At 49.0% G+C, this 20510-nt stretch carries 18 protein-coding genes; 10 read left to right on the top strand and 8 right to left on the bottom strand.

All coding sequences use genetic code 11. From position 1 onward, the window contains the following. Nucleotides 1–15: 15 nt before the first annotated feature. The 3 genes from srfAC (at nt 16) to BXO87_RS17300 (ending at nt 6035) form a co-directional block, all read left to right on the top strand. Nucleotides 16–3852 (top strand): surfactin non-ribosomal peptide synthetase SrfAC, encoded by a 3837-nt coding sequence (srfAC, locus tag BXO87_RS17310; protein ID WP_038456926.1) that lies wholly within the window; start codon nt 16–18, stop codon nt 3850–3852. 19 nt (nt 3853–3871) lie between these two features. Further along, nucleotides 3872–4603: a surfactin biosynthesis thioesterase SrfAD gene (gene srfAD / locus BXO87_RS17305; protein WP_038456928.1), complete on the top strand. Its 732-nt coding sequence runs from the start codon at nt 3872–3874 to the stop codon at nt 4601–4603. Between the two features lie 121 nt (nt 4604–4724). Next, nucleotides 4725–6035 (top strand): aminotransferase class I/II-fold pyridoxal phosphate-dependent enzyme, encoded by a 1311-nt coding sequence (locus BXO87_RS17300; protein WP_038456929.1) that lies wholly within the window; start codon nt 4725–4727, stop codon nt 6033–6035. 35 nt (nt 6036–6070) lie between these two features. Here BXO87_RS17300 and BXO87_RS17295 read toward each other — a convergent pair whose 3' ends face one another. From BXO87_RS17295 to BXO87_RS17270, 6 genes are all read right to left on the bottom strand, one after another. Beyond that, entirely contained in the window at nt 6071–6745 is a 675-nt protein-coding gene (locus BXO87_RS17295) for a 4'-phosphopantetheinyl transferase family protein (RefSeq protein ID WP_038456931.1), read from the bottom strand. Between the two features lie 98 nt (nt 6746–6843). Further along, on the bottom strand, nt 6844–7491 hold the full coding sequence (locus tag BXO87_RS17290) for a YczE/YyaS/YitT family protein (RefSeq protein ID WP_079891851.1): 648 nt from the start codon (nt 7489–7491) through the stop codon (nt 6844–6846). Between the two features lie 81 nt (nt 7492–7572). Then, the gene (tcyC, locus tag BXO87_RS17285) at nt 7573–8316 is read right to left on the bottom strand and encodes a cystine ABC transporter ATP-binding protein TcyC (protein WP_007609342.1); all 744 of its coding nucleotides are present in this window, start codon (nt 8314–8316) and stop codon (nt 7573–7575) included. A gap of 12 nt (nt 8317–8328) precedes the next feature. Further along, entirely contained in the window at nt 8329–9033 is a 705-nt protein-coding gene (locus BXO87_RS17280) for an amino acid ABC transporter permease (protein ID WP_032872846.1), read from the bottom strand. After that, nucleotides 9020–9817, bottom strand: coding sequence for a cystine ABC transporter substrate-binding lipoprotein TcyA (tcyA, locus tag BXO87_RS17275; protein ID WP_003156373.1), 798 nt, complete (start codon nt 9815–9817; stop codon nt 9020–9022). The genes BXO87_RS17280 and tcyA overlap by 14 nt, the downstream gene beginning before the upstream one ends. Before the next feature lie 129 nt (nt 9818–9946). Further along, the gene (locus BXO87_RS17270) at nt 9947–10819 is read right to left on the bottom strand and encodes a LysR family transcriptional regulator (RefSeq protein WP_038456932.1); all 873 of its coding nucleotides are present in this window, start codon (nt 10817–10819) and stop codon (nt 9947–9949) included. A 93-nt stretch (nt 10820–10912) separates the two neighbouring features. On the opposite strand from BXO87_RS17270, the gene BXO87_RS17265 reads away from it, so the two are divergent. Genes BXO87_RS17265 through BXO87_RS17250 form a run of 4 tightly spaced genes read left to right on the top strand, consistent with a single transcriptional unit; the run spans nt 10913 to nt 13657 of the window. Continuing rightward, nucleotides 10913–11527 carry a non-oxidative hydroxyarylic acid decarboxylases subunit B gene (locus BXO87_RS17265; protein WP_087920750.1) on the top strand — a complete coding sequence of 205 codons (615 nt, stop codon included), beginning with the start codon at nt 10913–10915 and terminating at the stop codon, nt 11525–11527. A 2-nt stretch (nt 11528–11529) separates the two neighbouring features. Beyond that, complete coding sequence (gene bsdC / locus BXO87_RS17260) at nt 11530–12951, top strand: phenolic acid decarboxylase BsdC (protein ID WP_038456933.1); 1422 nt, start codon at nt 11530–11532, stop codon at nt 12949–12951. Nucleotides 12952–12968: 17 nt separating this feature from the next. Further along, nucleotides 12969–13196, top strand: coding sequence for a non-oxidative hydroxyarylic acid decarboxylases subunit D (locus BXO87_RS17255; protein ID WP_007410250.1), 228 nt, complete (start codon nt 12969–12971; stop codon nt 13194–13196). After that, the gene (locus tag BXO87_RS17250) at nt 13196–13657 is read left to right on the top strand and encodes a hypothetical protein (protein ID WP_038456934.1); all 462 of its coding nucleotides are present in this window, start codon (nt 13196–13198) and stop codon (nt 13655–13657) included. Before BXO87_RS17255 ends, BXO87_RS17250 begins: the two co-directional genes overlap by 1 nt. A gap of 42 nt (nt 13658–13699) precedes the next feature. On the opposite strand, the gene BXO87_RS17245 is transcribed toward BXO87_RS17250, so the two are convergent. Next, nucleotides 13700–15178, bottom strand: a complete 1479-nt coding sequence (locus BXO87_RS17245; RefSeq protein WP_032872853.1) for a peptide MFS transporter — start codon at nt 15176–15178, stop codon at nt 13700–13702. A gap of 278 nt (nt 15179–15456) precedes the next feature. Here BXO87_RS17245 and BXO87_RS17240 point away from each other — a divergent pair, with 278 nt between their 5' ends. Further along, nucleotides 15457–17202 carry a right-handed parallel beta-helix repeat-containing protein gene (locus BXO87_RS17240; RefSeq protein WP_038456936.1) on the top strand — a complete coding sequence of 582 codons (1746 nt, stop codon included), beginning with the start codon at nt 15457–15459 and terminating at the stop codon, nt 17200–17202. A 92-nt stretch (nt 17203–17294) separates the two neighbouring features. Here the strand turns inward: BXO87_RS17240 and BXO87_RS17235 are convergent, their stop codons facing one another. Then, nucleotides 17295–17516, bottom strand: a complete 222-nt coding sequence (locus tag BXO87_RS17235; protein WP_038456937.1) for a YczF family membrane protein — start codon at nt 17514–17516, stop codon at nt 17295–17297. Nucleotides 17517–17637: 121 nt separating this feature from the next. Here BXO87_RS17235 and gerKA point away from each other — a divergent pair, with 121 nt between their 5' ends. Together gerKA and BXO87_RS17225 are read left to right on the top strand one after the other, a co-directional pair. Continuing rightward, on the top strand, nt 17638–19278 hold the full coding sequence (gene gerKA, locus BXO87_RS17230) for a spore germination protein GerKA (protein WP_038456938.1): 1641 nt from the start codon (nt 17638–17640) through the stop codon (nt 19276–19278). Then, the gene (locus BXO87_RS17225) at nt 19265–20491 is read left to right on the top strand and encodes a Ger(x)C family spore germination protein (protein ID WP_038456939.1); all 1227 of its coding nucleotides are present in this window, start codon (nt 19265–19267) and stop codon (nt 20489–20491) included. The genes gerKA and BXO87_RS17225 overlap by 14 nt, the downstream gene beginning before the upstream one ends. Nucleotides 20492–20510 lie beyond the last annotated feature (19 nt).

Genomic DNA, 20510 nt, shown 5'->3' with positions numbered 1-20510 from the left:
GGGGGAGCGGAGCAGATGAGCCAGTTCAAAAAAGATCAAGTTCAGGACATGTATTATTTGTCGCCGATGCAGGAGGGAATGCTGTTTCATACTCTCCTGAATCCCGGCCAAAGTTTTTACATCGAACAAATGACAATGAAAGTAAAAGGCAGCTTGAATATCAAATGCCTTGAAGAAAGCATGAATGTGATTATGGACCGGTACGATGTATTTCGTACCGTGTTCATTCACGAAAAAGTAAAAAGGCCGGTCCAAGTCGTATTGAAAAAACGGCAGTTTCAGATAGAAGAAATCGATCTGACACATGTAACGGACAGCGAGCAAACAGCCAAAATCAATGAATACAAAGAACAGGATAAGATCAAGGGCTTTGATTTGACGCGGGATATTCCGATGCGGGCAGCCATTTTTAAAAAATCGGAAGAAAGCTTTGAATGGGTGTGGAGCTACCACCACATCATTTTGGACGGCTGGTGCTTCGGCATCGTCGTGCAGGATCTGTTTAAGGTATATAATGCCCTGCGCGAACAAAAGCCGTACAGCCTGCCGCCGGTCAAACCGTATAAAGACTATATCAAGTGGCTTGAAAAGCAGGATAAACAAGCATCACTGCATTACTGGCGCGGGTACTTAGAAGATTTTGAAGGACAAACGACATTTGCGGAGCAAAGAAAGAAACAAAAGGACGGCTATGAGCCGAAAGAGCTGCTCTTCTCACTGCCGGAGGCGGAAACAAAAGCATTTACCGAGCTTGCAAAATCGCAGCATACCACTTTGAGTACGGCGCTGCAGGCGGTTTGGAGTGTATTAATCAGCCGCTACCAGCAGTCCGGCGATTTGATCTTCGGCACAGTCGTTTCCGGGCGTCCCGCAGAAATCAAAGGCGTTGAACATATGGTCGGGCTGTTTATCAATGCTGTTCCGAGGCGGGTGAAGCTGTCTGGGGATACCACATTTAACGGCTTGCTCAAGCAGCTGCAGGAGCAATCGCTGCAGTCTGAGCCGCATCAATATGTGCCGCTCTATGACATCCAAAGCCAGGCCGATCAGCCAAAGCTGATTGACCACATCATTGTGTTTGAAAATTATCCGCTTCAGGATGCAAAAAATGAAGAGAACAGTGAAAACGGCTTTGATATGGAGGACGTCCATGTTTTTGAGAAATCGAATTATGATCTCAACCTGATGGCTTCTCCAGGTGATGAAATGCTGATTAAGCTTGCCTATAACGGGAATGTGTTTGATGAGGCGTTTATCCTGCGCTTAAAATCTCAGCTTCTCACTGCGATTCAGCAGCTCATCCAGAAGCCGGATCAGCCTGTCAATACGATCAGACTTGTTGATGAAAAGGAAAGAGAGCTTCTGCTTACCGGCTTAAACCCGCCGGCTCAGACTCATCAGGCGAAGCCTCTGACGGATTGGTTCAAGGAAGCGGTGAATGTAAATCCTGATGCGCCGGCGCTTACGTATTTCGGCCAGACTCTTTCCTACCGCGAATTAGATGAGGAAGCGAACCGTCTTGCGCGCCGTTTGCAAAAGCAAGGTGCGGGCAAAGGCTCCGTTGTCGCGTTGTACACGAAGCGCTCGCTTGAACTGGTGATCGGCATTCTCGGCGTATTAAAAGCAGGAGCGGCTTATCTGCCGGTTGATCCGAAGCTGCCGGAAGACCGAATCTCGTACATGCTGGCTGACAGTGCGGCAGCCTGTCTGCTGACACATCAGGAGATGAAAGAAAAAGCGGCTCAGCTGCCGTATACAGGAACAACACTCATCATCGATGATCAAGCACGGTTTGAGGAACAGGCAAGCGATCCTGCAACCGCAATTGATCCCGATGATCCGGCGTATATTATGTATACATCCGGCACAACCGGAAAGCCGAAGGGCAATATCACCACTCATGCCAATATTCAAGGATTGGTCAAGCATGTAGATTACATGGCATTTTCTGAAAAAGATACGTTCTTATCTGTTTCCAATTACGCCTTTGACGCATTTACCTTTGATTTCTACGCATCAATACTGAATGCGGCACGGCTCATTATCGCAGATGAACATACATTGCTTGATACAGAACGGCTCACTGATCTGATCCGGCAGGAGAATGTCAATGTCATGTTTGCGACAACCGCACTTTTTAATCTTCTCACCGATGCAGGAGAGGAGTGGCTGAAGGGGCTTCGCTGTGTGTTATTCGGGGGTGAGCGCGCGTCTGTGCCTCACGTCAGAAAGGCGCTTGAGATCATGGGGCCTGGCAAGCTGATTAATTGCTACGGGCCGACTGAGGGAACGGTGTTTGCGACAGCTCACGTCGTGCATGATATACCGGATTCCATTTCCTCATTGCCGATCGGAAAGCCGATCAGCAATGCAAGTGTTTATATTCTTAACGGGCAAAATCAGCTTCAGCCATTTGGGGCTGTCGGTGAACTGTGCATCAGCGGAATGGGTGTATCAAAAGGGTATCTGAACCGTCATGACCTGACGAAGCAAACGTTTATTCCAAATCCGTTCAAGCCGGGAGAAACGCTTTACCGCACAGGGGATTTAGCAAGCTGGCTGCCGGATGGAACAATTGAATACGCCGGGCGTATTGACGACCAGGTCAAAATACGCGGACACCGGATTGAGCTTGAAGAAATCGAAAAGCAGCTGCAGGAATACCCGGGTGTGAAAGATGCGGTCGTTGTTGCGGACCGCCATGAGTACGGAGATGCATCAATCAACGCCTACCTCGTGAACCGGATGCCGCTTTCAGCTGAAGACGTAAAGAGGCACTTGAAAAAACAGCTTCCTGCTTACATGGTGCCGCAAACCTTTACTTTCTTAGAGGAGCTTCCGTTAACGACAAACGGGAAGGTCAATAAACGGCAGCTGCCGAAACCGGATCAGACTCAGCTGGCGAAAGAATGGATCGGGCCTCGAAACGCGACGGAAGAAACAATTGCACACATCTGGTCCGACATCCTCGGCAGACAGCAGATTGGGATTCATGATGATTTCTTCGCGCTCGGAGGCCATTCCTTAAAAGCGATGACGGCAGCGTCGCGCATTAAAAAAGAGCTCGGTACGGACATTCCGGTGCAGCTGTTATTCGAAGCGACGACAATCGCAGACATTGCCGGTTATCTGCTTCACGGTGAAGAAAAAGGAATGAAAGATCTCACCATCATGAATAAAAATCAGTCTGACACACTGTTTGCGTTCCCGCCGGTTCTCGGTTACGGGCTGATGTACCAGCCGCTGGCAAAACAGCTGTCCGGCTATAGAATTTGTGCGTTTGATTTTATCGAGGAAGACAACCGCATCGAACGCTACACAGAGCTGATCAATCAGCTCCAGCCGGAAGGACCGGTCAAGATGTTCGGATACTCGGCAGGCTGCACGCTCGCCTTTGAAACGGCCAAACGGCTTGAAGCCGAAGGACGTAAAGTGGAGCGGCTGATCATGGTTGATTCTTATAAAAAACAAGGCATCAGCGACTTAGAAGGCCGCACCGTAGAAAGTGATGTCCAGGCGCTGATGAAGGTAAACCGGGACAATGAAGCGCTGAATAACGAAGCCGTCAAAGAAGGTCTCGCCAAAAAAACAAACGCGTTTTATTCTTATTTCGTGCATACCGTCAGCACCGGCACGGTCAAAGCGGATATAGATCTATTAACGTCAGAACCGGACTTTGCGATGCCGCCGTGGCTCGCTTCGTGGGAGGAAGCCACGACAGGTGAATACCGTGTGAAAAAAGGCTGCGGTACTCACGCAGAAATGCTTCAGGGAGAATGTCTCGAAAGGAATGCGGCATATTTGCTCGAATTCCTAAGGAAGGAACATCTGAAGCTGACAACTTCACGATAGAAAAGGAGGAAGCCCGCCAATGGTCCAGCTCTTTAAATCGTTCGATACCACAGAAAAAACGCAGCTTATCTGTTTTCCGTTCGCAGGAGGCTATTCCGCATCATTCCGCCCGCTCCACACCTATCTTCAAGGTGAGTGTGAGATGCTTGCCGCGGAACCGCCGGGACACGGAACAAATCAAATGTCCCCCGTTGATGATTTTGAACAGCTTGTCAGTTTATACAAGCAGGAGTTGAATCTCCATCCTGACCGCCCGTTTGTGCTGTTCGGCCACAGTATGGGAGGCATGGTCGCTTTCAGGCTGGCGCAAAAGCTGGAGCGGGAGGGCATTTACCCGCAGGCCGTGATCATCTCAGCCATTCAGCCGCCGCACGTGGAAAGGAAAAAAGTGTCTCATCTTGATGATGAAAAATTTCTCGCCCATATTATCGAGCTTGGCGGAATGCCGCAGGAGTTAGTGGAGAATAAGGAGGTCATGTCATTTTTCCTGCCTTCTTTCAGATCCGACTACCGCGCGCTTGAAAGCTTCCGTCCGTCTGATTCTCACATGATTCAATCACCCGTCCATATATTTAACGGGCGGAAAGATAAAAAATGTATCAAAGATGCGGACGGATGGAAAAAATGGGCCGACAATCCCGTATTTCATGAGTTTTCGGACGGCCACATGTTCATATTAAGTGAAACTGAAAAAGTGGCGGAACGAATCTATGAGATTATTAACAGGAGCACGGCAGGCCAATTGTTATAGGATATGACAGACAGCATTCGCTGTCTGTTTTTTGTAACAAAATCCGCCCGCGCGTTTTCTCATTTATCAAAAATTTTATGTTATGATTTGATGGAATATAATTTTGAAGGGATTGTCGTACATGAATGATGCAGCAAAAGAGCTGAACAGAACATTATCTGAAGAAAACCCGCACGTGCTTCATATGCTTTCTGATTTGGGCAGAGAGTTGTTTTATCCGAAAGGGGTGCTGACACAATCGGCGGAAGCGAAAGCCAAGGCCGGAAAGTATAATGCCACGATCGGAATCGCCACCTCACAAGGCGAGTCCATGCACTTTTCCCATATTCAAGAGACACTGTCCGCCTATAACCCCGATGATATCTACGATTATGCTCCGCCGCAGGGAAAAGAGCCGCTCAGACAGGAATGGCTGAAAAAAATGCGTCTCGAAAATCCTTCATTAGCCGGCAAAGACATCAGCACGCCGATCGTGACAAACGCTTTAACACACGGGCTGAGCATCGCCGCCGACTTGTTCGTCAATGAAGGGGATACACTGCTTCTGCCTGATAAATATTGGGGAAATTACAATTTCATTTTCGGTGTCCGGCGCAAGGCATCCATTGAGACGTACCCGCTTTTTCAGCAGGATGGGCGTTTTAATGCGGCGGGGCTGTCCGAGCTGCTGAAAAAGCAGGAAGAAAAGGCGATTGTCGTGCTGAATTTCCCGAATAATCCGACAGGCTATACGCCGGGAGAAGAGGAAGCGTTAGAAATCGTCAGCGTGATCCTGGAGGCGGCGGAGGCCGGCAAAGAGATTGTCGTGCTCGTAGACGATGCGTATTACAATCTGTTTTACGATGAAACGGCCATTCAGGAATCCATCTTCAGCAAACTCGCCCAAGTGCACGACCGGGTGCTTTGCGTGAAAATAGACGGCGCGACGAAGGAAAATTACGCGTGGGGCTTCCGCGTCGGTTTTATTACGTACAGCACAAAAAGCGAAAAAGCGTTGCGCGTGCTCGAGGAAAAAACAAAAGGGATTATCAGGGGAACGATTTCAAGCGCCCCGCACCCGTCCCAAACGTTTATGCTGCGGGCGATGCAGTCACCGGAATACGAGAAAGAAAAATCGCTGAAATATAACATCATGAAAAAACGGGCTGACAAAGTGAAAGCCGTTCTTGCAGAAAACAAGCACTATGAAGACGTATGGACGCCTTATCCGTTTAACTCGGGCTATTTCATGTGTGTCCGGCTGAAAGACATAAACGCCGGCGAATTGAGAGTGTCGTTGCTTGAAAAGAGAGGAATCGGGACGATATCCATTAATGAAACCGATTTGCGAATCGCATTTTCATGTGTTGAAGAAGAACACATCGCGGATCTGTTCGAAGAAATTTATCAAGAAGCCAAGCAGCTGCAGAAACAGGCGGAAATATCAGGCTGACAAAAAAGGAGGGGGACACCCTCCTTTTTCTATGCTTACAGCAGCTCTTCATACGTTTTCATCTCAATCCCATCACAAAAATCGGGATGCGCCGCACAAACGGCCAGCTTATACTCCTCGTCCGCATCATATGTGCGGATGAAACAAGGTTCATGCCCGTCCGGAAGCTCAATGGACACATGGCCGTCGCCTTTGAGGCGGACGCTGAATGAATCAAGCGGCAGGGAAAGCCCTTTTCCGGCCTGTTTGATAAAGCTTTCTTTCATCGACCACAGGTGGTAAAAATAATCGGTCTGCTGATCGGGGTGTTTCGCTTGCAGATCACTGTATTCCGTCGGCGAAAAAAACCGTTTGGCGATATCAATCGTGCCGGGCTTCATTTTTTCAATATCAATGCCGATCGGTTTTGAATCAACGGCGCACACGATCCAGCGACCGGAGTGGGAAATATTAAAGTGCATGTCCGGAAGCGCGGGGATGTACGGCTTTCCGTATTCCTGAACGCTGAATGAAATCCCGGCCGGATCAAGTCCGTAAGCCTTCGCCGCAGCGGTGCGGATCAGCATGTCGCCGATCAAGGTGCGGTGAGCATCCTCCTTATGGTAAAAGCGCCGGCATTTTTCCCGCTTTTCGGCGGACACGGCTGCCATCATCCGATCCTCTTCCCCTGCAGAAAGCGGGCGGTCCATATATACTCCGTAAATCTTCATGTCCAGATCCTCCGTCTGAAAATATTGTCAAAACCATCCTATCATATCAGACGAAAGCTGTCCGAAAATAAAAAAACAAAACCGTTTCGGCTTTGTTTTTAATGAACGGACGTTGCCCGCCCGGAGATCGCGTATGTTAACAGCTTAGAGGACTGCGGCAAAGAAAAACGCAGAATCAGCCCCGTCAAAACAGCCGTAATAATGGTTCCGGCGCCGATCGGTCCGCCCATCATCCAGGCTGCGGCAAGAATCGTCAGCTCAATGCCGTTCCGCACCCATTGCACGTTCCAGCCCGTTTTTTCAGATATCAGCATCATCAGAGAGTCCCGGGGGCCCGCGCCGAGCCCTGCTGATACGTAAATACCGACGCCGCAGCCGATCAGCAGCAATCCGATAGAAAAACACACGGCCGCTAAGGAAAAAGCGTGCGTCTCAGGAAGCAGAAACGAAAAGAAATCAATAAACATTCCCATCAGCACCATGTTTAAGATAGCGCCGATTTTCGGGAGTGTCCTCGTGAACAGGCAGGTTAAAGCCACAATGACCGCGCCGACCACGATGGACCATTGGCCGACAGAAAGCCCGAAATGCTGAAAAAGCCCATAATGAAAGGCATCCCAAGGGCTGATGCCGAGAGCTTTTCCTTTAATGGTTAACGATACCCCGAAAGACAAAATCAACAGACCGGCAAAATAAAACGTCCAGCGCATCAAGAATTCCCGCTTCAAAGAGGTCCCTCCTTTCATAAAATTTCATTAATTGTCATTGTAGCATAACCGCCAAAAAAAAGAAGAAGCGAAATCAGTGTTTCGCTTCTTCTCCCGCTCCTACAAAGGATTCAGTATACGATTTAAAAACCGCTGCGTGCGTTCTTCTTTCGGCGCGGAAAAAATGTGGGCCGGCGGTCCTTGTTCCACAATGACGCCGCCGTCAATGAAGATGACTTCATCGGCCACTTCCTGCGCGAATTTGATTTCATGGGTGACGACGACCATCGTCCAGCCTTCGTTCGCCAGATCCTTAATCACTTTGAGCACCTCGCCGACCAGCTCCGGATCAAGCGCTGACGTCGGTTCGTCAAACAGCATCAGCTCGGGCTGAATCGCAAGCGCGCGGGCGATGCCGACACGCTGCTGCTGACCGCCGGAAAGCTGGAACGGATATAAATCCATTTTGTCTTTCAGTCCGACTTTTTCCAGAAGCTCTATCGCTTCTTTTCTGACTTGCTCCTTGTCGCGCTTTTGCACTTGAACGGGTCCTTCCATGACGTTTTCAAGCGCCGTGCGGTGAGGAAACAGATGATACGCCTGAAAGACCATGCCTGATTTGCGGCGGAGGCGAAGAATATCAGCCTGCTTCACTTTTTTGGAGAAATCTATTGAAAAATCGGAGAATGCCAGCTCGCCGCGATTGGGAATCTCAAGCGCGTTCAGACAGCGCAGAAGCGTCGTTTTTCCTGAACCGGACGGCCCCAGAATGGCGATGACTTTCCCTTTTTCTATCTCCATATCTATCTTTTTTAAAATTTCATTCTGTCCGAATGATTTATTTAATCCTTTGACGGAAAGCATATCGAAACCTCCTTATTTGGCCACATAACGGTCGAGACGCCGTTCGATCACGTGCTGTACGATTGACAGCAAGAAGCAGATGATCCAATAAATAAAGGCGGCTTCAATATAGATGACCAAGATTTGATCAAGGTTTTGCGCGCCGATTTCCTGCGCTTTTCTGAACAGCTCCGCGACGAGAATCTGTGACGCGAGAGATGTATCCTTGATCAGGCTGATAAATGTATTTGATAATGGCGGAATGGACACGCGAAACGCCTGCGGCAGGATCACGCGGAACAATGTCTTGCGATAGGTCATGCCGATCGTATAACCGGCTTCCCATTGCCCTTTCGGCACGGATGAAATAGATGCCCGGATGATTTCAGAAGCGTAGGCGCCCACGTTTAATGAAAACGCGATGACTGCGCTTGGGAAAGGGTCCAGCGTAATATTAAATGTCGGGAACAGATAAAAAATGATGAACAATTGAACGAGAAGAGGAGTGCCGCGCACCGCTGATACGTATACGCTGAACACCCATCTCAACGGTTTCATATTTGACATTCTGGCGAGCGCCGTCATCAGCGCGATGATCATTCCGAAAATAAAGGAAAGAATGGTAAGGGGAATCGAGTAATAGATTCCCCCGGAAAGAATCGGCCAGAATGACTGCTGCACCAAATCCCATGGAATGGCTGTTGCAATCACGGGCTCCGGCAAGTTACTTAGAAACATCTTCGCCGAACCATTTTTTCGCTATTTTAGAAAGAGTCCCGTCCTCTTTCATTTCTTTTAACGCCTTGTTGACGTGAGTCACAAGTTCGCCGCTTCCTTTTCGGAATGCGAAATACGTCTGCTGCGGCTGGCCTGCTTCAAACGCGATTTTCACGTTTTTATTGCCGGACGTTTTTAAGTAGTTCAGTACGGCAAGCTTATCGTTGTAAGTCAGATCAGCGCGGCCCTGCTGAATGAGCTGAAGGGATTGCGCCATGCCTTCAACGCCTTCAATTTTCGCGCCGGCTTCTTTCGCTAATTTATTGTAATTGCTTGTTAATGACTGAGCCGCTGTTTTTCCTTTGACATCAGCCTCTTTCGCAATCGTGCTGTCTTTTTTCGTCACGACGACTGCATTTGACGTTGTGTATTTATCAGAAAAATCATATTGGTTCTCACGGCCTGTTTTGCCGACTTGGTTGGCGACGACGTCAAACCGTTTCGCGTTTAATCCGGCAAACATGCTGTCCCATTGTGTTTCTTTAAAGTCAGCTTTCAGACCGAGGCGTTTCGCCACTTCTTGAATCACTTCAACATCATATCCGGTCAGTTTGTCAGTCTTTTTATCATGGAAGGTAAACGGTTCGTACGTTCCTTCTGTGCCGACGGTCAGTACGCCTTTTTTCTTGACAGAAGCCCAAAGATCGCCGTCTTTTGACTTAGATCCGCTGTCCTGTGAGTTTCCGCAGGCTGCAAGCATTGCGATGCTGACCATCATGAACAAAGCGAATAATGCTTTTTTCATCTTCTTTATTCCCCACTTTTCTGAGTAGTTTTATTGAGAAAAAATAGCTCCCAATTGTAAAGGATAACTTTTTTTTAGTATGAGTCAAGTAATTGGTTTTCATGAGCGGGAATTCTTCGTGTTCCGGGATCAAAATAATTCCAAAAACTGTCTGACAGGCTTCGGCAGGTAGCTGTCTTTCCTCCAGATGACGGCCGGTGTCATGACAAACGGGTTGTCTTCGATGATAACCGTTTTGACATGCGAGCGCATATGGACGGGAATCATCGTCAAAGGCAGAATTGTGGCGCCGAACCCTGATGATACGAGGCTCAAGAGCGTCGCGGAGTCATGGCACTCACAGACAACCTGAAGGTCGAGACCATACTGTTCACAAACTTGGAGGACTTGGTCATACACACCTCTTCCATTGACGGTGCGCAAAAGGATCAGAGGCAAAGAGGCGATGTCATTCAGTTTAATCGTTTCTCCGCACAGTCGTTTTGAATGCTCGGACAGCACCAATACACACGGAATGTCTTCAAGCTCCTTCGATTCAATGCCGTCGTTTTTAATCAAGGTGGTGGTGACGGCGGCGTCAATCTGCCGGGTTTCCAGAAGCTCAAGCAGTGAGACGGGTTCATCTTCCCAAATGTTAAAGGTGAGATGCGGATACCGCTCTTTCAACTGTGACACTTTCTCAAGCATGAGCGCGGCGCAGTAAATGGTTGACCCGACGGCAAGTGTGCCGGCCACTTCTTCCTTCAGCTCTTGTACCTCGATAATGGCATCCTCAAACTTATGAAGAATCTCTTTCGCTCTTTTCAAAAAGACATTTCCTTCATATGTAAGGGTCATTTGTTTCTTTTTATTGCGGTCAAACAGAATGACGCCCAATTCTTCTTCGAGCTGTTTCAGCTGTCTGCTTAAAGGCGGCTGTGCCATATGGAGCTTTTTGGCGGCCGTCGTGATTTTCTGCTCTTGGGCAATGGTGATGAAATAACGCAATTGCCGGATATCCATGAGAACGCTCGCTCCTTTCTTTTATACCTTTAAGGTATGATACATAGATTTAACGAATATTTTTCATATGGATATATCAGGAGTATGATGGTTTTGACACCACATTTCAAGCGTAAAGGAGGGGTCAATATGAAGCTCGTCATCGGAATGACCGGGGCAACGGGAGCGATATTCGGGATCAGGCTTTTAGAATATTTAAAAGCCGCGGAGATCGAAACCCATCTTGTCGTGTCTCCTTGGGCAAATGTCACCATTACACATGAAACCGATTATACGTTAAAAGATGTCGAGAAACTCGCATCCTATACGTATTCTCACAAAGACCAGGCAGCGGCGATTTCAAGCGGTTCGTTTGAAACGGACGGGATGATCATCGCTCCGTGCAGCATGAAATCACTGGCAAGCATCCGCACCGGAATGGCTGACAATCTGCTGACAAGGTCGGCTGACGTCATTCTGAAGGAGCGGAAAAAACTTGTGCTGCTGACAAGAGAAACGCCGCTCAGCCAAATTCATTTAGAAAATATGCTAGCGCTTACAAAAATGGGTTCCGTCATTCTTCCGCCGATGCCGGCATTTTATAACAAGCCGGCTGACATGGATGAATTGATCGACCATATTGTGTTCCGGACGCTCGATCAGTTCGGCATCCGTCTGCCGGAAGCGAAACGGTGGTACGGAATTGAAAAACAAAAAGGAGGAATCTGATAATGGCCTATCAGGATTTTAGGGAATTTCTCGCCGCTCTTGAAAAAGAAGGGCAGCTCTTAACAGTCGACGAAGAGGTGAAACCGGAGCCGGATCTGGGCGCCGCCGCGCGTGCAGCCAGCAATCTCGGGGATAAAACCCCTGCGCTTTTGTTTAACAATATTTACGGACATCACCATGCGCAGGTGGCTCTGAATGTCATCGGCTCGTGGCCGAATCACGCGATGATGCTCGGCATGCCGAAAGATACGCCTGTAAAAGAACAATTCTTTGAGTTTGCCAAACGGTACGATGCATTTCCGGTGCCGGTCAAACGGGAAGAAACCGCGCCGTTTCATGAAAATGAAATAACGGAAGATATCAATCTATTTGACATCCTTCCGCTATTCAGAATCAACCAGGGGGACGGCGGCTACTATTTGGATAAAGCGTGTGTCATTTCCCGCGATCTTGAAGATCCGGACAATTTCGGCAAGCAGAATGTCGGCATTTACAGAATGCAGGTAAAGGGAAAAGACCGCCTCGGCATTCAGCCCGTGCCTCAGCATGATATTGCGATTCATCTTCGCCAAGCTGAAGAACGCGGCGTGAATCTTCCCGTTACGATCGCGCTTGGCTGTGAGCCGGTGATTACGACGGCTGCGTCAACTCCGCTGTTATACGATCAATCCGAGTATGAAATGGCCGGCGCGATTCAAGGGGAGCCCTACAGAATCGTCAAATCTAAATTGTCTGATTTAGATATCCCTTGGGGCGCTGAAGTCGTTCTGGAAGGAGAGATCCTTGCGGGAGAACGGGAATACGAAGGACCTTTCGGTGAGTTCACGGGCCATTATTCCGGCGGCCGCAGCATGCCGGTGATCAAAATCAAACGGGTATATCATAGAAACAATCCGATTTTTGAACATTTATACTTAGGCATGCCGTGGACGGAGTGCGATTATATGATCGGCATTAATACGTGCGTGCCGCTTTACCAGCAGCTCAAGGAAGCTTATCCGAACGAAATTGTCGCCGTGAATGCGATGTATACGCACGGGCTGATCGCCATTATTTCCACGAAAACGCGCTACGGCGGATTTGCCAAGGCGGTCGGCATGCGCGCCCTGACCACGCCGCACGGACTCGGCTACTGCAAAATGGTCATTGTCGTGGATGAAGATGTCGATCCGTTTAACCTGCCGCAAGTCATGTGGGCGCTCTCAACGAAAATGCATCCGAAACACGATGCAGTCATCATTCCTGACCTGTCCGTCCTTCCGCTTGACCCGGGGTCTGATCCGGCAGGGATGACACACAAAATGATTCTTGACGCCACAACGCCTGTCGCGCCGGAAACAAGAGGCCATTATTCGCAGCCGCTTGATTCTCCGCTGACAACGAAAGAGTGGGAACAAAAACTGATGGACTTAATGAATCAATAAGAAAGGATGAGGTTGCAATGAAAACATGCCCGCGCTGTGAATCGAAAAAAGGAGAAACCGTCAGCCAATCGCCGGTCAAAGGCGCTTGGGAAATATACCAATGCCAAACCTGCTTTTTCACATGGAGATCCTGTGAACCGGAAAGCATCACGAATCCGGCGGCATTCAACCCGGCATTTAAAATTGATCCGAAAGAAACGGAGACGGCCGCACATGTTCCCGCTGTCCCGGAAAGAAAAGCGTAATGCTGACGGAGCACTTGCCGGAGGCGCTTTACAGACTTTTAGATGGGACGGAGCTTGAAAAAAAGCAGCACGACGCGTTTGTGCTGCAATCTGTGACAAAAGAAGGCCGTCCGCACGCGGCTATGATCAGCGCCGGTGAAATCGTGGCCGTGAGCAGAACAAATCTCCGGCTCGCCTTATGGAAAAACACGACGACCGTAAAAAGCCTGCTGCATTCGGGACAAGCGCTTTTCATCGCCTGGCACGGAGGAGCCGCATATTACGTCACATTGGAATGTGAGGCGCTTCCGCCGCTGAAAGAGGCGAAACACGAGCGGGAACGGTTCAGCTGCCGCGTGATCACCGTCAAGGAAGATCGGGCGAAATACGCGGATCTGACATCCGGACCGGCCATCCAGCTCCACGAACCGGAAGATGTCTTGAAGAGATGGAGAGAAACACTTGAGGAGTTAAAACGATAGACGCATAAAAAAAGCCTGCGGACGATTCCGCAGGCTTTTCTTTTATTGTACGCCTTTCATCGCCCGTTTAATAACGGGAGATAGAAGAATCAAAATAATACCAAGAATGATCGAAATAAGACCGATTGAGCCGAAGTAGGCCGCTTCAGAAATCTTATCAAACAAACCGACTACTTTTGCGTTCAGGGCTTGACCGCAGGCGTTTGTTAAAAACCACATGCTCATCGTCTGCGCTGAGAAAGCGGCAGGCGCAAGTTTCGTTGTGACGGATAAACCGACCGGTGAAAGGCAAAGCTCACCAAGCACAACCAAAAGGAAGCTGAGCACAAGCCAAAGCGGGCTCACAAGCTCGCCGCTTCCGCCCATAACCGGAAGCACCATGACTAAAAATGATAATCCGGCAAGGATAATGCCGATCGCGAATTTAATCGGTGTTGAAGGCTGGCGTTTGCCGAGCTTCATCCAGATCCACGCGAACACCGGCGCGAAAATAACGATGAATAACGGGTTCAGAGACTGGAACCATGAAGACTCAAGATGCATGCCCGCAAAGGAAAGTCTCGTGCGCTGATCCGCATATAAAGCAAGAATCGTCGCGCCCTGCTCTTGAATCGCCCAGAACATTGCGGCTGCAATAAACAGCGGAACATAAGCCGCAAGCCGTGATTTTTCCGTTTTCGTCGCTTTTTTGCTTGTGAACATCACGATAAAGTAAATAACCGGAATGACAATGCCGAGGATACTGACGGTGTCAATCACACGCTGGATCGTCAGCCAGCCGGTTTGAATCAGAACGACGATAACGGCTGCTGCGATGACCACTCCGATTCCCGTGCCGATCACTGATGATTTAGAAATCGGATTCGGTACATTGGAGCCTGCTTTGCCGAGGTATTTCTTTCTCGTAAGAGCGAAAACAATCAGTCCGAGGAACATACCGGCCGCGGCGCATCCGAAGCCTAAGTGGTAGTTGTACTTCTGTCCGAGTGTTCCGACAATTAGCGGCGCAAGCAATCCGCCGAGGTTGATCCCCATGTAAAAGATGCTGAAACCTGAGTCGCGGCGCTCGTCTTCCTTCGTATATAAATCTCCGACAACGCTGGATACGTTTGGTTTAAGCAGGCCGGTTCCGATAATGATCAGAGCCATGCTGGTAAAAAACGCCGCCGTGCTGCCAGGGAAGGCAAGAGCGATGTGCCCGAACATAATTAAAATTCCGCCGTAAAATACGGTGTTTGCCGTGCCGAATACCCGGTCGGCCAGCCATCCGCCGATGACGCTCGACATGTATACGAGAGACCCGTATATGGACATGATGGCAACTGCGGTCGTTTTATCAAAGCCGAGACCGCCATGAGCGACTTCCGTGTATAAATAGTAAAGCAATATGGCTCTCATACCATAGTAGGAGAAACGCTCCCAAAATTCGGTGAAAAACAGTGTAAACAAGCCGCGGGGATGACCGAAAAAGCCTCTTTGCGGCACAGTTTCTGTTATAGAGTCCTTATCAATAGATGCCACCTGAGCCAACCCTTTCTTAAAAAAGTGTATTACAAAAATCATATTCTTATATAATACTTGTGTCAATATAATTTATACTGAATTCAAAAAATTCCAGAATGAAAAGATATTAAAACGTTGAATATAGACGAATCTTCCTAATTCCAATGACTTATTTTGTTATATTATCTGACGAAACTATCTTTATAAACTTTTTTAATAAAATTTAAAGTATGTACAGGCGGAGCGGGATATGGCGGAATAAGATGACAATAAGAGAGGAAGGAGGAGATTATTACTTGCCGAATTGTATATTGGATATTACGGATTGCGGTGTGGCGGCAGACGGAAAAACCGACGTGACGGTAGCCATCAATCAATGCTTGGCCAGGGCCGTAAGCGAAGGCTGTCATACGGTGTTTTTTCCGCCCGGAACATATAAAATCAACGGCACGCTTGGCGGGGACAGAAGCCAGCCGTTTCGGAACGCCGGGATTAACGTGCCGAGCCATCTCACCATCGTTTTAGATCCGGAATGCACGATTAAAGTGGCGCCGAACAGCTCCTGGGGCTACTCGGCTTTCTATATAGGCAGGCGTGAAAATGTCACCATCACCGGCGGCCGGATCATCGGGGAACGGGATGAACACACGTATACCAATGTCCCTTTGCGGTCGACCCATGAATGGGGGTTTGGAATCTGTATTGAAGGCAGCAGCAATGTGCTGATCGAAAATGTGAAGATTTCGGATTTTACGGGAGACGGCATAATTGTCAGCCCGCTCGGGTTAAAAACAAACAGTGATTACGAAACTTCAGAACAGGTGACCATCCGCCGCTGTGAGATCAGGCAGTCAAGGCGGAACAACATTTCAATCACCGGCTGCCATACCGTTACGGTGGAAGAATGCGTGATTGAAGACGCCGGGCAAGGGAACGGAACGGCTCCGAAATTCGGAATCGATATTGAATCGTACGGAGAAGGCGATATTGATTATGAGGAAGCTCTTCATATTACGGTCCGCAACAACTTCTTTTCCGGAAACGCCGCAAGCTCAGTCACCAGTTTTAACGGATATAATGTGTTAATTGAAGGAAATCATTCCGATAACACAATCAGCTACGGGTATGGGGCACATACCGTCATTTCGGGGAATGTCTTCTTTCGGTCAGACGGCGGCTCAAGGACCGCAGTCGCCGGACAAGGTGTGTCACAAGGACAGGACAGCAGCAATGCCGTCATTTCCAACAATCTGATTACCGGTTTTTCCACCGGAATAGATGTAAGGGGAAAAAGCGTCCTCGTCACCCACAACAAAATCAATCAATTTGAAAATACGGGCATTTCCGTCTATCAGGCAGAAGATGTGACCGTTGACGGCAATGTCATTGAAAACGGACGTTCCGAAACGAGACGAAGCACGGGGATGCGGGCGACGCTTTCGGAAAACGCCGTCTTTACGAATAACACTCTGAATCAGGTGACAGACGGAATCAGCATGTCGGCCGGCAATATCACCGTAAAACAAAATGTGCTGACATCGTTCAGCCGGGGCATATGGGTCACAGGCGGAAATGCCGTTATTGAAGGAAATACGCTCATTCCGAATGCGTATCAGGGCGCCGCGGAGTCCTATGCCGTATCTGTGACAAATGACGCAAGGGCTGTCATCAAAGGCAATCTCTTTAAGAACTATAAAAACTATCCCGTATTCAGTTCAACATCCTCGGGAACCTCTGTCATCAGCAACCGCTTTGAATCATCACCGCTCATCGTTACCGTGTATCTGAACTCAGGCACGCATGAAGTCATAGACAATACGCTCACGATCAACCGAACGGCGGGCAGCCCGATCGGCATCTATCTGAACGGAGCCTCCAATTCCCTCGTGTCGGGCAATACCATCAACAACCTTTCCGCCGCTTCTGCTTCCGCCATCCAAACCAATTCCTCCGCAAGCACCAAAATCATCGGCAACCGCATAATCAGAGGCGTCATTGTGAAACACACGACAGATACGGAAAGCGGAAATATCGTCATCTGAAAACAATCTGCATCGGAAAAATAAAAAGAACACATGAACTCCGAGAGAAGGAGGGATGTGTTCTTTTTTGGCACAATACAGCCGTGCGCCTGTCAGGCATCTTTTTTACCTGATTTATATAACGCAATCATTTCTCTGATTAAAAAGAGGGCGAATAAAAACAGCATCAGCCATTCTGAGAAGGTGGTCAATTTAAAAGCGGACAGGTTGTTTTGGACCGCTCCATAGAAACTGAAACCTTGCAGCATATCCATCGCGATTGAAATCACCAGCAAGGCAGCCAGCAAAAAAAATGAAACTCCCAATATTTTCATGAGCAACACTCTCCCTTTTTATCCTTTTCGATTACGCAAAATTTATACAGACTTTCCGCCGTGCATAATCTTTTGCCGTACAGGAAGAATATGAAAAAAACGAGGAAAGGTTTTTTGCGATATGCCGCCATTTTTTAAGCAGAAGAAACAAAAAAAAGCCGATCGAAACGACCGTGACAATGAAGACAGAAAAGAAGCGGACAGCCAGCCGGACAAAGAGCGGGATGAGCCGATCTCCCTCAGCTTAAAGCAAAATATGAAGAAGCTGTCTGAGAGGTTCGGCAACAGTGCCGATGTCGTCATCCGCCGGCTGAAAATCGGAAAAGAAGAGCTTCCGGCCGCAATTGTGTATATCGCCGGTTTGGTAGACGAACAGCTTGTCAGCCAATCCCTTCTGGAGGATTTAATCGACATTCCGTCCGTTCAGCCGGAACAAGCGGTCTGCCTGATATACGATAAAACGCTTGCGATCGGCGGGGTGAAAGAGGAGGAAAAATGGAAAAGTCTTTATGCCGGGCTGGTGGCGGGCAGCACGCTCATTTTTGTCGACGGGGCTGACAAGGCGCTGATCGCCAGCACGGAAGGGGGAGAGCACCGGTCCATTCAAGAGCCGAGCACTCAGGTCTCTTTCCGCGGCCCGCGGCAGGGATTCACTGAATCTCTGCAAACCAATATTTCCATGATCCGCAGGTATGTAAAAACGCCTGATGTATGGGTTGAAAAAATGGAGATCGGACACGAAACGAATACGGATGTCGCGCTGATGTATATTAACGGAATTTGCGATAAAAAGCTGATTAAGGAAGTCCGCAAGCGGCTGAAGCACATTGACATCGACAGCATTCTGGAATCCGGCTACATTGAACAGCTCATTGAAGACGCGCCGTTTTCTGTGTTCCCCACCGTATATCATACGGAGCGGCCGGACGTTGTGGCGGGGAATCTGCTGGAAGGACGATTTGCGATTATAGTGGACGGAACGCCGTTCGTTCTCCTCGCGCCGGCCTTATTTATTCAATTTTTTCAATCGGTTGAGGATTATTATTCACGATTTGATATCGCCACCAGCATCAGGGTGCTGCGGGTTTTGATCTTCTTCATTTCACTGGTGGCGCCGGGGATTTATGTGGCGGCGACGACCTTTCACCAGGAAATGATTCCGACGCAGCTGCTGATTGTCATCGCGGCCCAGCGGGAGACGGTGCCGTTCCCGGCCGTGATTGAAGCGCTGACGATGGAAGTGGCCTTTGAGATTCTCAGGGAGGCGGGTGTCCGGCTTCCGAGAGTTGTCGGCTCCGCCGTTTCCATAGTCGGAGCGCTTGTCATCGGCCAGGCCGCCGTACAGGCCGGCATTGTTTCCCCGGCCATGGTTATCGTCGTCGCCCTGACGGCGATTGCCAGCTTTGCGACCCCGGCTTTTGACATGGCGATATCTGCGCGGCTGATCCGGTTTCTCTTTATTCTGTCGGCGGCGGTCATGGGATTTTACGGGCTGATTCTGGGCATTATCATGATGTTTGTCCATCTGTGCGGCCTGCGTTCATTCGGATTTCCGTATATGTCCCCGCTCGCTCCTTTAACCCCGGGCGGACTGAAGGATTCCCTCCTCCGCGCTCCGTTATGGGCGGATGAAAAAAGGCCGGGACTGCTCGTACAGGAAAACAACAGGCGCCAAGGGGAACATCAAAGACCGAAACCGGAGACATCCAGAGGAATGGTTAATAAAGATGTAGAAGAGGGCGACGGTAATGAAGAGACGTAAATGGATGCTTATCCTTTGTACGATGGTTTCCCTTTTGTTTGTATCCGGATGTTGGGATAAAAGGGAGCTGACCGATTTAGCGGTGATTTCCGCGATCGGTATTGACCGGACCGAAACGGGAAAGTACGTCCTTCACTTTCAAATTATCAATCCGGGAAACGTGGCCGGCGGTCTGCAGGGCGGCGGAGCGGGAGACCGGCCTCCGGTTTCCGTCTATTCGGTGTCCGGAGACAATTTGACGGAAGCTTTGAGAAAAGGCTCGATGAAAGTGTCCAGGAGGCTCTATTTTGCGCATACGAATCTCGTGGTGTTCAGTGAAAAACTGGCGAAAGAGGAAGGGCTCAGTTTTATTCTGGACAATCTTGACCGCGACACCGAATTCAGGACGACCGCAACCGTTGTGATTGCGCATAATTCCAAGGCGGAAGACATTATTAAAGTGCTGACGCCGATTGATAAAATCCCTTCCAATAAAGTGAACAAGACGCTCAGCTTCACGCAGGAACAATACGGCAGAGTCATTAAAACCAGTCTTCAGGACGTTCTGATTGATCTCGCTTCTCCGACCGGGTCGCCGTTTATTCCTGGTTATGAAATGCACGGAGACGATAAAGCCGGTCCTACGATGGAAAATACGCAGACAACTGAACCGAAAGCAGTGCTGTCAGCGGACGGACTGGCGGTGTTCAAAAAGGATGGGAGGCTGGATTACTGGATTGAGGATGACGACAGTGTGGGAGCTGTATGGCTGCTCAATAGGATCAAGCATACGTTCATCAATGCGGATTGGAAGAACGTGAAGCATGCAATCAGTCTGCAGGTCACCCGCCAGAATACAAAGGTGACGGCCACTTTTCCGAACGGAAAACCGCATATTCACGTGCATGCTCAGGTCGAGGGGCTGGTGGACGCTGTCAGATACCCTTTCCATCTGTCTGATCCGCAAGTGCTGATGACGATGCAAAAGGCGCTCAGCGTACAGCTTGAGAAAGATATCACCAAATCGATTGAAGATATAAAAGCCCATAAGAATGACTTCGTCGGCTTCGGAGACCTGATCTATCGGAAGCATCCGGACAAATGGAAAAAGTTCAAAGGGAAGTGGGATGAAGAATATTTCCCCAATCTCCCCGTAGATGTCAAAACGGAAGTCATTATCAGAAGAACGGGCTTGCGGAATAATCCTCTCTCAGACAAGCTTGAGCATGATTGATTTGAGGAGAAAGGAGCGA

Origin of the sequence: Bacillus sp. GZB (assembly GCF_001975995.1) — a bacterium.
Taxonomy (GTDB): domain Bacteria; phylum Bacillota; class Bacilli; order Bacillales; family Bacillaceae; genus Bacillus; species Bacillus velezensis.
Note: the sequence above shows the minus strand (reverse complement) of the source record. Positions and strands in the feature narration are given on the sequence as shown.